Source organism: Kitasatospora hibisci, assembly GCF_043950205.1.
In the GTDB taxonomy this organism is placed as follows: Bacteria; Actinomycetota; Actinomycetes; order Streptomycetales; family Streptomycetaceae; genus Kitasatospora; species Kitasatospora hibisci.
Window position 1 is genome coordinate 4464921 of record NZ_CP171642.1, and the last position, 14685, is coordinate 4479605.

The 14685-nt window shown below is 70.5% G+C and carries 14 protein-coding genes and 1 tRNA gene; 9 read left to right on the forward strand and 6 right to left on the reverse strand.

All coding sequences use genetic code 11. From position 1 onward, the window contains the following. Positions 1-65 precede the first annotated feature (65 nt). The 3 genes from ACF9IK_RS19335 (at position 66) to ACF9IK_RS19345 (ending at position 2741) form a co-directional block, all read left to right on the forward strand. Entirely contained in the window at positions 66-1772 is a 1707-nt protein-coding gene (locus ACF9IK_RS19335; RefSeq protein ID WP_395295429.1) for an alpha/beta hydrolase, read from the forward strand. Positions 1773-1934: 162 nt separating this feature from the next. Beyond that, a complete protein-coding gene (gene leuE, locus ACF9IK_RS19340) occupies positions 1935-2588 on the forward strand; it encodes a leucine efflux protein LeuE (RefSeq protein ID WP_395298617.1) in 654 nt (217 codons plus the stop codon). A 79-nt stretch (positions 2589-2667) separates the two neighbouring features. Then, positions 2668-2741: transfer RNA gene (locus ACF9IK_RS19345), tRNA-Thr, on the forward strand. Between the two features lie 174 nt (positions 2742-2915). Here the strand turns inward: ACF9IK_RS19345 and ACF9IK_RS19350 are convergent. From ACF9IK_RS19350 to ACF9IK_RS19365, 4 genes are read right to left on the reverse strand one after another with little or no spacing between them, the layout of a single operon-like run. Beyond that, entirely contained in the window at positions 2916-3920 is a 1005-nt protein-coding gene (locus ACF9IK_RS19350; RefSeq protein WP_395292217.1) for an IS3 family transposase, read from the reverse strand. A 20-nt stretch (positions 3921-3940) separates the two neighbouring features. After that, entirely contained in the window at positions 3941-4324 is a 384-nt protein-coding gene (locus ACF9IK_RS19355) for a transposase (RefSeq protein ID WP_395295430.1), read from the reverse strand. Between the two features lie 28 nt (positions 4325-4352). Further along, positions 4353-5993 carry a tyrosine-type recombinase/integrase gene (locus tag ACF9IK_RS19360; protein WP_395295431.1) on the reverse strand — a complete coding sequence of 547 codons (1641 nt, stop codon included), beginning with the start codon at positions 5991-5993 and terminating at the stop codon, positions 4353-4355. After that, positions 5990-6658, reverse strand: a complete 669-nt coding sequence (locus ACF9IK_RS19365; RefSeq protein ID WP_395295432.1) for a helix-turn-helix domain-containing protein — start codon at positions 6656-6658, stop codon at positions 5990-5992. Before ACF9IK_RS19365 ends, ACF9IK_RS19360 begins: the two co-directional genes overlap by 4 nt. Positions 6659-6783: 125 nt before the next feature. On the opposite strand from ACF9IK_RS19365, the gene ACF9IK_RS19370 reads away from it, so the two are divergent. The 6 genes from ACF9IK_RS19370 to ACF9IK_RS19395 all read left to right on the forward strand — a co-directional run bounded on the left by ACF9IK_RS19370 (position 6784) and on the right by ACF9IK_RS19395 (position 13244). Continuing rightward, positions 6784-7011, forward strand: coding sequence for a hypothetical protein (locus ACF9IK_RS19370; protein WP_395298618.1), 228 nt, complete (start codon positions 6784-6786; stop codon positions 7009-7011). A 303-nt stretch (positions 7012-7314) separates the two neighbouring features. Beyond that, positions 7315-8622: a DUF3631 domain-containing protein gene (locus ACF9IK_RS19375; protein WP_395295433.1), complete on the forward strand. Its 1308-nt coding sequence runs from the start codon at positions 7315-7317 to the stop codon at positions 8620-8622. 455 nt (positions 8623-9077) lie between these two features. Next, on the forward strand, positions 9078-9872 hold the full coding sequence (locus ACF9IK_RS19380; RefSeq protein WP_395295434.1) for a DUF2637 domain-containing protein: 795 nt from the start codon (positions 9078-9080) through the stop codon (positions 9870-9872). A gap of 289 nt (positions 9873-10161) precedes the next feature. Beyond that, positions 10162-11013: a hypothetical protein gene (locus ACF9IK_RS19385; RefSeq protein ID WP_395295435.1), complete on the forward strand. Its 852-nt coding sequence runs from the start codon at positions 10162-10164 to the stop codon at positions 11011-11013. Next, entirely contained in the window at positions 11003-12754 is a 1752-nt protein-coding gene (locus ACF9IK_RS19390) for a relaxase/mobilization nuclease domain-containing protein (RefSeq protein WP_395295436.1), read from the forward strand. Before ACF9IK_RS19385 ends, ACF9IK_RS19390 begins: the two co-directional genes overlap by 11 nt. Positions 12755-12917: 163 nt before the next feature. Beyond that, positions 12918-13244, forward strand: a complete 327-nt coding sequence (locus tag ACF9IK_RS19395) for a hypothetical protein (protein ID WP_395295437.1) — start codon at positions 12918-12920, stop codon at positions 13242-13244. A 59-nt stretch (positions 13245-13303) separates the two neighbouring features. Here ACF9IK_RS19395 and ACF9IK_RS19400 read toward each other — a convergent pair whose 3' ends face one another. Both ACF9IK_RS19400 and ACF9IK_RS19405 read right to left on the reverse strand, forming a co-directional pair. After that, positions 13304-13717: an NUDIX hydrolase gene (locus tag ACF9IK_RS19400; protein WP_395295438.1), complete on the reverse strand. Its 414-nt coding sequence runs from the start codon at positions 13715-13717 to the stop codon at positions 13304-13306. Next, entirely contained in the window at positions 13714-14379 is a 666-nt protein-coding gene (locus ACF9IK_RS19405; RefSeq protein ID WP_395295439.1) for an NUDIX hydrolase, read from the reverse strand. Before ACF9IK_RS19405 ends, ACF9IK_RS19400 begins: the two co-directional genes overlap by 4 nt. Positions 14380-14685: the final 306 nt, after the last annotated feature.

The window sequence follows — 14685 nt, forward strand, 5'->3', positions numbered from 1 at the left end:
GGACTACGCTTCGACGTACCCGGGGTGCCGGCACCGGCCGCGCCCCTGCACCCGAGGGGGAGCGGATGAGGGCAGATCGGGACCGGCACACGACGGCGGTGGCCGCGCTGCTGGCGGTGGCCGGGCTGCTGCTCGGCGGGTGCTCCTCCGCCGCGTCGACCACCGCGTCCACCCCCGGCTCCGCCTCGTCGGACACGGTCGGGTCGGCGCCCGCCCAGGGCGCGGCGGCCGGCGGAGGGGCGTCGGCTGCTTCAGCGGCGGCGGCCTCGGGAGCGCCCCCGGCGGGGGACGCCCGGCCGGGCGTCACGCCGCTGGAACCGCTCCCGGCGGCCGTCCCCGCCGCGCTGGCTCCGTACTACGCGCAGAGGCTCGACTGGCAGCCCTGCGACGACGCTTTCGAGTGCACCACCTTCAAGGTGCCGCTCGACTACGCGCACCCGGAGGGCGGGGACCTCGCCCTGTCGGCGGTCCGGGCCCCGGCGCTCCCGGCCGACTCGGGGAGCGGCCCGGGCTCCGCTGGGGCCGGCCGGCTCGGTTCGCTGCTGCTCAACCCCGGCGGCCCGGGCGGCTCGGCGGTCGAGTACGTGGAGGCCGCCGCGAGCAGCTTCGACCGCGGTGTGCGTGCCCGGTACGACCTGGTCGGCCTCGACCCGCGCGGGGTCGGCCGCAGCAGTCCGGTCACCTGCCTGAGCGGCGAGCGGATGGACGCCTACACCGCCGTCGACATCACCCCCGACGACCAGGCCGAGATCGACGCCCTGGTGGCCGCCGACAAGGAGTTCGCGGAGGGCTGCCGCCGGCAGGCCGGCGACCGGCTCGGCCACCTCGGCACCGTCGAGGCGGCCCGGGACATGGACGTGCTGCGGGCACTGGTCGGTGACGAGCGGCTCAACTACGTCGGCAAGTCGTACGGGACCTTCCTCGGCGCGACCTACGCCGGCCTCTTCCCCACCCGCACCGGCCGGATCGTGCTGGACGGCGCGATGGACCCGTCGCTCGACTCGCTCAGTGGCAACCGCACCCAGGCCGGCGGCTTCGAGACCGCCTGGGCGGCCTTCGCCGGGGACTGCGTCAAGCGCGAGGACTGCCCCCTCGGCCGGACCGAGCAGCAGGCCGGCGAGAAGCTCACCGCCCTGTTCCAGGCCGTCGACGCGCGGCCGCTGCCCACCGGTGACTCCGGCCGTCGGCTCACCGAGGCCCAGGCCACCACGGGCGTCATCCAGGCCATGTACGCCGACTTCCTCTGGCCGCGGCTGCGCACCGCCCTCGCCGACGCCGAGGCCGGCGACGGCACCGGCCTGCTCAAGCTCTCGGACTCGTACTACGACCGCGGCGCGGACGGCTCGTACCCCAACCTGATGTTCGCCAACATGGCGGTGAACTGCCTGGACCTGCCCGCACCCTTCGCCGGCCCGGCCGACGTCCTGCGAGCGGTGCCGGAGTTCGAGCAGTCCTCGCCGCGGTTCGGCCGCGACATGGCCTGGATGGCGCTGACCTGCAGCTACTGGCCGGTGCGGGCCACCGGCTCGGCGCACACCGTCCGGGCGGCAGGCGCGGCCCCGATCGTGGTCGTCGGCACCACCCGCGACCCGGCCACCCCGTACGCGTGGGCGCAGTCCCTTGCCGACCAGCTGGAGTCCGGCCGGCTGCTGACCTACGACGGGGACGGTCACACGGCCTACGGCCGCCGCGACGCCTGCGTCGACGGCGCCGTCAACCGGTACCTGTTGGGAGGAGAGGCGCCGGAGAACGGCAAGCGCTGCGGGGCCTGACGGCGGCCGGAGGGTGTGCGGTCACGAAGCCGTGACCACGGGTGATGGCCACAGGCGCACCGCGGGGCTTACGAGAAGCAGATGATTTCCGCTTCAACCTCTCGCGGGTACGACGTTACGATGAGCGCCCGCCCCCACCTGCCACCCCCACCGGAGCGCACCGTGCTCGGAGTCAACGACCTGGCGACCTACATCCTCGGCGCCCTCGTCATCATCCTCCTCCCCGGCCCCAACTCCCTGTACGTGCTGTCCGTCGCGGCCCGCAAGGGCGTCCGGACCGGCTACACCGCCGCCGCCGGCGTCTTCGTGGGCGACTTCACCCTGATCAGCCTCACCTCGCTGGGCGCCGCCTCGCTCCTGGAGGCCAACCCGGCCGTCTTCGCCGTGGTGAAGTTCGGCGGCGCCGCGTACCTGCTCTGGATCGGCGTCGGCATGCTCCGCGCGGCCCGCCGGCTCTGGCGCGAACACCGCGCCGCCGACCCCGACGCCGCCGAGGCCCCCGCCCCGGATTCCACCGAGCGCCCGTTCCGCCGCGCCCTGGTGATCAGCCTGCTGAACCCCAAGGCCATCCTCTTCCTGCTGTCCTTCTTCACCCAGTTCGTCGATCCCTCCTACGGCCGACCGGTGCTCTCCTTCGCCCTCCTCGGCGGCATCCTGCAGACCTTCAGCCTGCTCTACCTCTCCATGCTGATCTTCGCGGGCACCACCCTCGCCACAGCCTTCCGCCGCCGCCGGCGCCTCTCCGCCGGCCTCACCAGCGGCGTCGCCGTCCTCTTCGCCGGCTTCGCCGCCAAGCTCGCCGTCTCCTCCGCCTGACCCCACCGGAGAACCGGGTACGGATCACCCCCCGAACCTGTGTAGACTGGCCCGCGTTGCCGACGCACTCGGCAGCGGCGCCGCCTTAGCTCAGTTGGCCAGAGCAACGCACTCGTAATGCGTAGGTCGCGGGTTCGAATCCCGCAGGCGGCTCAGTGAAGGCCCAGGTCACATAGCCCGTGACCTGGGTCTTTTGTCATTCCTTGGCGTGCGGGCAGGCGTCGGCGACGCGCTACGAGATCGCTTGCGTGAGCGATGCGTGAGCGCGGGTGTTGATCTTGGGTTAGCCCTTCGGAAGATTTCAAGTCCAGTGAGACGGTCGTGATGCTATGAGGTTTGTGGTGCGGGTTGGCTGCGCTTGGCGGGGTCGTTGATCCATGCCGTCTTCGGGATCTCGGGTGGTCTGGGGCGGCGGCCGAAGCGTTCGGGGTGGCGCGCGTAGGCCTCGGAGAGGGTGATGGCCCGCTGGTCGCGGATCTCCTCGGCGGTGCCGAAGTGGACGCTGGCGGGTGTGTGAAGTCCGATGCCCGAGTGCCGGTGTTCGTGGTTGTAGTACGCGATGAAGGCGTCGAACCATTCGCGGGCGTGGGCGAGGGAGTCGAATCGCTCGGGGTAGTCGGACATGTACTTGGTGGTCTTGAACTGGGCCTCGCTGTAGGGGTTGTCGTTGGAGACCTTGGGGCGCGAGTGGCTCCTGGTGACGCCGAGGTCGATCAGCAGCTGGGAGACTTTCTTGGAGGTCATCGAGGTGCCCCGGTCGGCGTGCACGGTCTCGGGGACGATGCCGTTGCGTGCGATGGTCTCGCGGATCAGCTCCTCGGCTCGTTCGGCTGATTCGGCCGCCTCGACGGTGTGGCCGACGATGTAGCGGCTGAAGATGTCGATGATGACGTAGGCGTGGTACCAGATGCCCTTGCGGGGGCCGGCCGCTTTGGTGATGTCCCAGGTGAAGACCTGGGAGGGGCCGTCGGCGACCAGTTCGGGCACCGTCTTGGCCGGGTGGGTGGCCTGGCGGCGGCGCTCACCGGACTGGCCGCGCTCGCGCAGGATCCGGTACATCGTGGAGACCGAGCAGTGGTAGCGCCCGGTGTCCAGTTCGCGGGCCCAGATCTGCGCGGGTGGCAGTTCGGCGTACTCGGGGCTGTTCATCAACTTCAGGACCGCGTCACGCTCTTCGGCCGTCAGGGCGGAGGGTTGGACCTGCGGGGACCTGGGCTTGCGCGGGGGTGGCGGTTTCAGTCTGCGGTAGTGGGTGGCCCGGGAGCGGCCGGTCAGCCGGCACGCGGCCGTGGTGCCCAACTGGTGTTCGATGGCGGTGAACGCCTCGTCCACGACGGGGTCGGCGGCGTGCGTCAGTCCGCGCTCTCGGAGATCATTTCCAAGAGCGCCGACGCTTTTCCCAGGACCTCCAGCGCGGCCTTGTTCCGGGCGAGCTCCCTCTCCAGCCGTTCCACCTGGCGGCGCAGCTTCTCGTTCTCCGCCTCGGTGGCGGACTTCTTCGGGCGGGCCGGGCTCGTGCGGCGGTCGACCAGGTTCTCCAGGGCCCCGGCGTCGCGCGCGGCCCGCCACTCGGTGACGTGGGAGTGGTAGAGGCGCTCGCGGCGCAGGACCGCGCCCTTCTCGCCCTCGGGCGCGGCGTCGTACTCGGCGACGATCCGCAGCTTGTACTCGGGCGTGAAGGTGCGGCGCTTCGGCCGGGGAGCCGGGTCGGACGCGGACGGCTTGGTGCTGGTCATCAGGGGTGGAACTCCTACTCGGGCCCTCTCAGGCTAACCCGACAAAGCGGGACGTCTCACCCAAGGCTGACAGAGAGGGCTTGGCCTTCTTGGCCTTGGTCTTCGCCTTCTTCGCGGCCTTCCGCTTCGCCTTCTCCGCTGCGGCTGCAGCCTTGGCGTGAGCCTCGGCTTCGGTCTTCCGCTGGAGGGGAACGAGCCTCGCGGCGGCCTCGGCCGCGCCCTTGGCGATCTCGGGCAGGACGCTGGTGTAGGTGTCCGACGTGATCTTGATGGAGGAGTGGCCGAGCATCTCGGACACCACCTTCAAGTCGACCCCGCCGGCGAGGGCGAGCGTGGCCGCGCCGTGGCGGAGGTCGTGCAGGCGGATCGGCGGCAGCCCGGATGCGGCGATCAGTCGCGCGAACATCTCGGTGACCTTGCCGGGGTGGAGCCAGGACCCGTCCTCATTGGTGAAGACCCGGCCGGTGTTCTTCCAGGCAGTCCCCCAGTCGTTTCGCTCCTTCCGCTGCCGCTCGCGGTGGCGCCGCAGGACGGCCACCGTGTCGTCGTCCAGCGCCACGGTCCGGAAGCTCCCGTCGGTCTTGGGGTCGGACTCCTCGACCTCCCAGCCGTCCTGCACGAGCTGGGTCGTTACGGTCAGCGAGCTGTCGTCGAGGTTGGTCTCGGACCACAGCTGCCCACACGCCTCGCCTCGGCGAAGACCGCGGAAGGCGATCACGTGCCACATCGCGTACAGGCGGTCGTCAGCCACGAAATCGAGGAACGCGCCAGTCTGTTGCGGCGTCCAGACCATCACGGGGGAGGGCTTCACGCCGGTCTCCCGCCACTGCGCGACCCGCTCGGGTGTCCACACCAGACCCTTCGGCTTGGTGGCCGGGTCGAGCTTGACGTGGGCCGCCGGGTTGAGGGTGATCAGGCCCTCGGGGATCGCGGCGTTCAGGGCGGTCCGGAGCGTGGCCCGGATGCGCTGGCGGGTGGCCGCGCCGGTCGTCCGCCGGAAGGGCGGCATCTCGGCGAGTTCGGCGCGCAGAGCCTTGCGGCGGGCGCGGTTCTCCATGCCCTTGATCGGCACCGTGGCGAGCTCGGCCTTCAGCGTGTGCCGCAGGGCGTTGTTCTCCAGGATCTCCTCGTTGGCGTCGGCGATGGCCGTGAACATCTCGGCGAGCGTGCTCACCCGCAGCCGGTCGACGCGGATGTGCCCGATGCGGGGCTTGAGGTGCACCCGGACGTCGCACTCGTAGCGGGTGAGGCCGGACTTGCGGATCTTCTTGCTGGCCAGCCAGGTGTCGAGCCACTCGCCCACGGTGACGCGGGTCGAGAGGTCCTGACCGGTCTTCAGGCGGTTGCGGGTCTCCTCGATGTCGGGCAGCTGGGCCTTCTCGTCGGCGACCTTCACCAGGAGCTCGGCGACCAGGGCCAGGTCGTCGAGATCCTCCTTGCCGAGGGCGAGCAGGCCGCGAACGTGGTCGAGGTCGGCCTGCGCCTCCTTCAGCGTCTCGTAGCCGGCGCGGTTGAACGAACGGCGGGTGCCGTCCTCGGCGTTGGGCAGCTCCTGGCGTATGGAGTAGGCGCCGTGCTTTCGGCTGCCGAGCTTCGGGCACGCCTTGCCGAGCGGCTTTCCGGTCTCGGCGTCGCGGCAGTAGCAGCGGTGGTAGGTGGAACCCTTCATTCGTCCTCCAGGTCGAAATCGGCTTTAAGAGGGGGGAGTTCGGCGTCGAGAAAACCGAGGCTTGGCGCGAGGGGCGGAACCTCCAGGCCGATCTCGCGCAGGTGTGTCCTGACGGGTTGAAGCCGATCGCGGACGGCGGCAACGAAAGCGTCGAGTTTCTCCTGCGATCCGGGAGGCCATTCCTCCCGGAACAACTTGAACTCCAGCTGGAACGCGTCGTGATGTTCCTCTTGGAGTTCCTGCCAGATCCGTTCGTGTTTCCGGTAGAGGCGGAGCCGGTACATCCCGAGCGAGTGGCGGGCCTCTCCTGTGAAGTGGGTGAGCGCTGACCAGCGGTCGCTGGGCATCTCTGGCAGGTAGTCGACCCAGCCGCCGAGGGCTGGGGAGAAGAGCAGCTCGACCGGTGCGATGTCCAGGGCCTCGGCCACGACGATCAGCTCGGGAATCGTGATCGTCTTGCGCCTGCCGGACTCCCAGTTGGCGATGACGTTCCGGGGGACTTCGTAGCCCAAGTCCCCTGTTGCGTCGGCCACGTCCTGCGCGGACAGTCCAAGGTCTTGCCTCCTTCGGGTGATTGCTCGGATCACGTCCTTGGTGATCCGTTCGGGCCAGTCGGGCGCGTCTTCGTCGTCGGTGGACCAGTGTTCCTCGCGGCGTTGTGTCATATCGACACAGTAGCCACTGGAAAGCTCTTCTCCGTTGCGGCACTCCGCCGCAGCCCCCCGTCCGGGGGCAGCTCAGATTTGGAGTTCATGTGCGAACTGGTGACATATCGGCGACAGCGCAGGGGATGGGTCGGGCCGAACTTCTCAGGCTGCCGGCGGCCATCGACCTCGACACCGCCAACCGGGCCATCGGCCTCGGGCGGAGCAAGGGCTACGAGCTGGCCCGCCTCGGCGCCTACCCCTGCCGGGTCCTGCGACTGGGCAAGAAGTGCCGCGTGATCACAGCGGACCTTCTGCGCCTGCTCGGCATCGACGCGGCGTTCGGCGAAGGTTCGGCGGCTGATGCAGCTTGACGTGGTGAGAGCCCGATCCACAAGCCTGTCTGCCGTGGGCGTACTTGCCCGATTGGAGTGGATCTTCCTTCGGCATGACCGTACGTTCGTGGTCCCTCGGCGGCCTCGGCCGCCGAGGGGACACCGCCAAGGTGCAAGCAGTCCCTGTGAGTTGAGAGGGCCCGGATCCCCACCCCGACCACTCCAGGGCGCACGAAGGCCCCCGGTGCTGCGAACACCGAGGGCCAGGCGAAGTCCTTATCCACGACCTTCATCGGCGGCGCGCGACGGATCAGGTCCCGCGCCCCAGTCTGGAGCTTCAGCATGGAGTCTACGTCCCACCGGCCCGATCCGGCAGCTTCCACCGTGAGTTGGCCGCCGGTCGCCAAGCCCGGCGAGCCCGGATCCTTCCTGCCGGGTCAACAACCGGAGCCTGCATCCACAGCCTGTGGACACGACGCCGAGGCGGCGTTCGTCGAGCCCACCGCCCCGGACGGGACCGACCTGATACCCGACACCGAGGCGACCGAGGGCGCCGACCTGCTCGCGCAGCTGAGGGCCCAGATCGCGAAGTTCGTGATCCTTCCCTCCGAGCAGGCCCTGGACGCCGCCACGCTGTGGGTCGCCGCGACCCACCTGCAGTGCTCGTGGCAGCACGCCCCGCGCCTGGCCGTGGTCGGCCCGGCAAAGCGCTGCGGCAAGTCCCGCCTGCTGGACGTGCTCGCCGAGACCGTCCACCAGCCGATGCTGACGGTGAACTCTTCTCCGGCCGCCATCTTCCGCTCGATCAGCGAGGAGCCGCCCACCCTGCTGGTGGACGAGGCGGACACGATCTTCGGCAGTCCGAAGGCTGCGGAGAAGAACGAGGAGATGCGCGGCCTGCTCAACGCCGGGCACCAGCGCGACCGCTACGTGCTGCGGGTGGTCGGCAACGACCACACCCCTCGCCAGTTCCCCACCTTCGCCATGGCGGCCATCGCCGGCATCGGCGACCTCCCCGACACGATCATGGACCGCTCGATCGTGATCCGCATGCGCCGCCGAGCCGAGGGCGAGCGCGTCGCGCCGTACCGCACCCAGCGGGACCGGCCCGCCCTGCACGTGATCCGCGACAAGATCGCCCGCTGGACCGCACCCCTCGCCGACCAGGCCCTCCACCTGGAGCCGAGCATGCCGGTCGAGGACCGCGCCGCCGACACCTGGGAACCCCTGGTGATCATCGCCGACCTCGCCGGAGGACCATGGCCCCGCATGGCCCGCCAGGCGTGCAAGCGCATGGTCGACGCCGAGGCCCAGACCGAGGAGGACAACCCCGGCGGCGCGCGGATCCTCGCGGACATCCGGCGGATCTTCCACGCTGCCGGTGAGCCGGACAGCATCGCCACCGACCAACTGCTGTTCAACCTCAACGGCGACCCCGAGGCGCCCTGGGCCGAGACCAGCCGAGGCGGGCTGACCCCGCGCGGCCTCGGCGCGATGCTCCGCGAGTTCGGCATCTCCTCCGGCAACGTCCGAATGCCCGACGGAACCCAGCGCAAGGGCTACCTGCGCAACAAGTTCCTCGACGCCTGGCGCCGCTACTGTCCGACCGTCCACCCCGTGAACGCCACCGCAGCGGGCAGCAGAGGCTGACCTCCCTCCCCGAAATGCCGTCCCTGCCGTCCCAGCCGTAACACCGCAGGTCACCGCACCTGCCGCCAAGACGGAACGGCGCCCCAAGACGGCAACGGCATCCGTACCAAGACGGATCAGGCCCACGCCAAGACGGCAGCCGTCCACTCCCACCAGCGGCCCGCCGCCGCCCCCGTCCGGGGCGCGAGCGGCGGGCCCTGGCCGGGACGGGAAACACATCCGTCTTGTGCCGTCCCAGCCGTCCCTGCCGTAAAACCGCAGGTCACGGGCTATGCCGCTGGGACGGATACGCGCCCCAAGACGGATGCGCGCACCGTCCCCGCCGCCCTCGTAACGCCCCCGAGCCACCCGCGTCGGCCTCAGCCCGGGGGCCTGCCCTGCAGCGCCAAGACGGCAAGACGGCAAAGACGGCAATCTCGCAAACCACCACTCGACCCGCGAGGACCACCTTCCGCATGACCGCCACCACCCCACCGCGTCTGCCCCGCCCGGACGCCGTCCTCGTACAGGCCGGCATCGCGGGCGCCCTGTCCTTCGCCCACCTCCACGACATCGCCCAGGCCGCCGGACAACACGGTTGGAAAGCCTGGGCCTATCCCGTCTCGGTCGACCTGCTGCTCGTCGCCGCCTGGCACCGCATGCGGGCCCTGCGCACCACCGGGCGCCCTGCTGGCACCGCCTGGACCTGGTTCGCCATCGCCCTGACCGCCTCCCTGGGCGCGAACGTCGCCACCGCCGGACTCCTCGACCTCGACCACGTCCCGGCCTGGCTGCGGATCCTGGTCGCCGGATGGCCCGCCCTCGCCTTCTTCGGCGGCACCCTCCTCGCCCACAACACCACGGCAACCGCCACCGAACCGAAGCGCGCTGAGGGCGAACTCCCGCCCCGCGAATACCCCGAGCCTGCACCGGCAACCGAGTCCGCACCGGTGCCAGACGCGGAGCAGTACGACCTGCCCGCCGACGAACCGGTGCCCGAGCCCGACGACGACGTCCGGCCCGACAGCCGGGAACCGGTGGTGGGCACCACGCGCACCGGCCGCAAACCCGCCGCCTCGATGGACGAGCTGGCCGAGATCGTCCGGCCCGCTGTCCAGGAGCACGGCCCCACCCAGGCCGTGATCAGGACAGTCCTGCGCGAAGCCGGCATACCTATCGCCAGCGACCGCCTTGGCAAGCTGACCCAGCGCTTCAAGGACGAACAGGCCACCCGGCAGGCCGACGCGCAAGCCAGCGCCTCGGCGGCCTGAGGCCCCCGCCGCTCGCCCGAGCACCGGCCCGCTTCCGGACCGGGCGAGCGGTCCCTCACCGGCGCTGACCGACGCTCACCGGAACTCCCCCAGCGTCCATCCGGAGACCCCGGAAGTCCTGAACCGGCGACGTCTACACCGGAACTCCGGCACCGCCAAACCCCTCTTCCGCCGGACCATCACCCCGCATCCGGCGAACGCCCCACCAGCCGACCACCACCTGCCCTCACAGAAGAACCGGAAGATCCCCGTGCCTGACCAGCAGCACCACCTCGCCCCTGCTACCGCCATGCCCGAGCAGGAAGCCCAGCCCCGCGGAACCGGTAGCGACAAGCCCGGACGTGGTGGCATATTCGCCCGCGTCAAGCAGGCCCTGCCCTGGACCGGCCACGGTCACGACGACGACGGAGCAAGCTGGGGCAAAGTCCACAACGCCGTTGGCGCCGCGGACTTTGCGCTTGACCCCGCCCCAGGGGTGGCGGGGCAGGACCGGCGCGAGGGCGCGCCGGATCAGGAGGTCATGACCGAGGGCGGCCATGACCAGGACGAACTTCCCCCGTATGACACCGAGCTGCACAACGACATCGGCGCCGAGCGTGCCGACGCCGACGACCGCGTCGTGCGTGAAGCGCCGACCGTGACCCCTGCCGAGTTCATCCACGAGCGCGTTCCGGTGCTCGACCGCCCCGCGCTTCCGGTGGACGACAACACCGCTCCGCTTGCCGAACGCATGTACCGGCCGCGTTCCGGAACCAAGCGCGATGACCAGATCACCTGCTCGGTCGAGCCGGCCGAGAAGGAACTGCTCGACTTCGTCGCCACGAAGCTCAAGCGCTCTCGATCCGCGTTCCTCGCGGATTCCGCCATGAGCGTCGCCCAGGCGTACATGCGGACCGGCCGCCTCGATGCGTTCGTCCCCATGCCCGACTACGAGGCCATCGCCCTCCTCACCGAAGCGATCGGCACCCACCAGCGGGCAATCGACCGGGCCGGCAACAACCTCAACCAGCTCATGGTCGAGGTCTACAGCGGCCCGATCCCCGAGCGCGCCATGGAAGTCCTGACCGAGCTGCACGCCTGCGCGACCCAGGCCCGTCACGCTTACCAGCGCGTCCTGCCGGGAGGCCGCCGTGGTGCCTGACGTCTCCACCGGCTCGCGCACCCGCGGTCTGCTCTCCTACCTCTTCGGCCCCGGCCGGCGCGACGAGCACACCGACCCGCACATCGTCGCCGCGTTCGCCATGCCCGGCCTGCCCGACCCCAGCCGAGCCCCCCTCGACCAACACCATCAGCTCCTCGACCAACTGGCTGACTACCTTGACCAGCCCGCCCGCGCCCGCGAGAGGCGCCTGGGCGCGACGGTCCCGCAGCACGTATGGCACTGCCCTGTGCGCACCGCCCCGGGCGACCGCTACCTCACCGACGCCGAGTGGGCCGAGGTCGCCCGCCGGATCGTCCACGCCACTGGCATCGCCCCTGATGGCGACGACAAGGGCTGCCGGTGGATCGCGGTCCGGCACGCCGACGACCACATCCACATCATGGCCACCAGCGTCCGCGAGGACGGCCGCCGGCCCCGCAACAAGCGCGACGGCCAACGCGCCCAGGCCGAGTGCCGCAAGATCGAGAAGGAACTCGGTCTGCGCCAGCTCAACTCCGGCGACCACACCGCCGCCCCGATGCCCACCAGCGCCGAGCAGGCCAAGGCCCAGCGCACTGGCCACCAGCAGACCGCCAAGGAGTGGCTGCAGGAGCAGGCCCAAGCCGTCGCCTCGGCCGTCCGCGACGAGCAGGAGTACTTCTCCACCCTCACCGCCCTCGGCATCCAGGTCCGCTACCGCATCGGCCCCGAGAGCGGCGACGTCATCGGCTACAGCCTCGCCCGACCCGGCGACGTCAACGCCCAAGGCGAACCCGTCTACTTCGGCGGCTCCAAGCTCTCCCCCGACCTGTCCATCAACCGCCTGCGCGAACGCCTCGCCGCCCAGCAGCCCACCACGCCCGCACGGGGCACGGTCGAACCGGACCGCTGGCGACAGGCCGAGACCACCCTGCGGGAGACCGCCCGCTTCGTCTACCAGGACCAACACCACCCCGACGTGCCCGACGTCGACGCGTTCGACACCGTCGTCCAGGCCCAGGCCGCCGCTTTCGGCGAACTCCTCCACACCGCCGCCCTCACCGCACCCGCCCACACCCGCGCCGAACTACGAGCCGCCGCAATCGCGTTCAACCGCGCCACCCGATCCAAGGTCCGTGCCGAACACCAGCAGGCCGCAGCCCTGCGCACCGCCGCCAAGCAACTCCTGCACACCGCCGGCTCCGGCGAGGACGGCGCCACCGCCGCTGCCCTGTTGTCCACCGCCGTCTTCGTCGTGATCGCTATTGCCCGCTGGCACCAGACCCGAGGCCACCAGCAGCAAGCCCACGCCGCCCAGGAGTCCCTCGTCCACCTGCGAACCGCCTACCGGCAGACGGCCGAGCCGGTCATCGCCGACCTCACCCGCCGCACCCCCACCCCCAAGACCACCGACCGCCTCGCCGCCCAGGTCCAGGCCGCCGTCCCCGACCACGCCCAGCGCATCCTCGCCGACCCGTCCTGGCCCGCCCTCGCCACCGCGCTCGCCCAGGCCGAATCCTCCGGCCAACCACCCCGCCGAGCCCTCACCGAGGCCGCCCAGCAACGGGAACTCACCACCGCCGACCGACCCGCCGAAGTCCTCCTCTGGCGCCTGCGCAACGCCACCAGCGACCGCATCGACCAGCGCACCCAGGCCGCACGCGCCCGCACAGGCAGCCGCACCACCCCGACACCCGCACCCACCACACCCACCGTGCCGACCGGCACCAGGGCCGCCAACGACCCCACCCGCCGACGCTGACCCCGACCGGAAACACCCGATGCCTCGAGCCCCCCCACCCAGTCACAGGAACGCCCGTGCGCACAGATGTCGCTTCGATGTCTTCTTCGGCGGCCGGGAACCATCCCGGCCGCCGTGCGTCTTGTGTGCTTGCCAACCGTCACCCGACACCGAAGGGCACCACTTGACCAACCCCAGCACCGACCACGACGGCCACCACAGAGCCGTCATCCGCGCCGTCCCCCACCCCGGCGAACTTGACGCCCGCGGCATCCCCATCACCTGCCCCAACTGCCGCGCCCGCCGGGACTGGCTCCTCCTCAACGTCCGCCACCAGGTCTTTGTCCGCTGCCGCTGCGCGGCCGAATGGCACGAGCCCGACCTCACCCGCGCCTACTTCGACCTGCACTTCACCGCCCCCGAACACGAGTGGGACGAGTGGGACGACTACAACACCGCCATGCGGGCACTCGCCTTCGACGGCCTGCTCGCCGGCACCACCTGGGACTAGACCAACAGCCCTACGGGCGGCCACCCGCTGGGTGACCGCCAGTAGAGCCTGAGCCTCGGTCAGGCAGTGAGCGTAATGTCCAGGTACGCCTGCACCGGCTCGAAGAGCCCATACGGCACATACTCGGGGATCTCGGCGAGAGCCACCCACGCAAGCTGGTCCAGCTCGTCCGTGTCGACCACCTCGGCGGTGCCGCTGACGGCCTCGCAGGCCGTGTACGACATCAGCCGACCGGTCTTCGGATGCACCCGCTCGCCCAGGAGCTTGACGGCGGCCACACCCAGTCCGGTCTCCTCCGCCGTCTCACGGACAGCCGCCTCCTCGGGCGACTCCCCGGCCTCGATCTCGCCGGCCGGGAACTGCCAGGAGAGCTGGCCCTCGCTCACCCGCCGCCTCACCATCAGGACGCGGCCTTCATGGACCACGATCGCGGCGGCAATACCCGGGCGTTCCTCCGCAGTCTGCTGTGTCACGTCTGCTCCTCCAGGGCGGCCAGGATGGGTGGGAAGATCGTATCGGCGTCGATGAAGCGCGTCACAGAGTTTCGGGGAACCCACATCACGTCGACGTTCTCCACGGCGTCGCTGTTGGTTGCCTCGCCGGCCAGGTACTCGCACAGGAAGTACTGGCACAGCACGCCCGTCACGGGGTGGACACGGCTGCCGAGGCTCCTGCGGACAGCACAGTGAACGCCGGTCTCGTCCAGCGTCTCCCGGACGGTCGCGGTCTCCGGCTTCCCGCCGGGCTTGATCACCCCAGCAGGGAACTGCCAGGTGATCCCGGACGTGTCGTCGTCGCGCCGGCAGACCAACAGCACGTCGCCCTGCCGGAGGACAACCGCGATGGCCACCCGCAGGGCCTGCGCAGCTAGCGTGCCGGACTCGGAGGCTCCGTCGCCGCGTTCTTTCGCTGCCAGGAGGGCGAAGCGCTGACGAGCCGCGTCGGAAGCTCTCTCGTGCGCGGCGTCGAGGAGCTGCTGCATCTCGGCTCGCGGCACAACGGAGGAGTCGGCGTGCCATGTGGCCACCGTTCTCACCGCGATCCCGAGCTGATTGGCGAAAGCCTCGTTGGTGAGGCGGAGGGCGGACTGGAGCAGGCAGGCGTAACGACCGCTCCAGACCTCGATGACGTCCAACGCCGTTCCCTCTCCGTCGTGGTCGCTGCAGTGCAGGTGCGTCGAAGATGCACATCGACTGCACTGGCGCTTCATCGCTGCGCGGCGTGGATACCGGAAGACTTGCGGTCGGCACCCCAAGGCCAGGCTCATCTAGGCAACTTGAGCTCTGGAAGCACCCGGGAGTAACAGGACACACACGCCGACCCCCTCGGAGATTCTAGGTGAGTACCCGAAGCAGGACAGCGAGTTGGGCGATTACGCCCGCGAGACCGCCTTGTCGACAGGATGGCGGATCGAACACCACCGGGCCGCGAAGGGTTCACC

What these genes read in the sequence shown, in the direction of transcription:
- ACF9IK_RS19335 (WP_395295429.1), top strand. Translation starts at nt 66, where the DNA reads ATGAGGGCAGATCGGGACCGGCACACGACGGCGGTGGCCGCGCTGCTG.
- ACF9IK_RS19355 (WP_395295430.1), bottom strand. Translation starts at nt 4,324, where the DNA reads ATGACCAGCACCAAGCCGTCCGCGTCCGACCCGGCTCCCCGGCCGAAG.
- ACF9IK_RS19360 (WP_395295431.1), bottom strand. Translation starts at nt 5,993, where the DNA reads ATGAAGGGTTCCACCTACCACCGCTGCTACTGCCGCGACGCCGAGACC.
- ACF9IK_RS19365 (WP_395295432.1), bottom strand. Translation starts at nt 6,658, where the DNA reads ATGACACAACGCCGCGAGGAACACTGGTCCACCGACGACGAAGACGCG.
- ACF9IK_RS19370 (WP_395298618.1), top strand. Translation starts at nt 6,784, where the DNA reads ATGGGTCGGGCCGAACTTCTCAGGCTGCCGGCGGCCATCGACCTCGAC.
- ACF9IK_RS19375 (WP_395295433.1), top strand. Translation starts at nt 7,315, where the DNA reads ATGGAGTCTACGTCCCACCGGCCCGATCCGGCAGCTTCCACCGTGAGT.
- ACF9IK_RS19380 (WP_395295434.1), top strand. Translation starts at nt 9,078, where the DNA reads ATGACCGCCACCACCCCACCGCGTCTGCCCCGCCCGGACGCCGTCCTC.
- ACF9IK_RS19385 (WP_395295435.1), top strand. Translation starts at nt 10,162, where the DNA reads ATGCCCGAGCAGGAAGCCCAGCCCCGCGGAACCGGTAGCGACAAGCCC.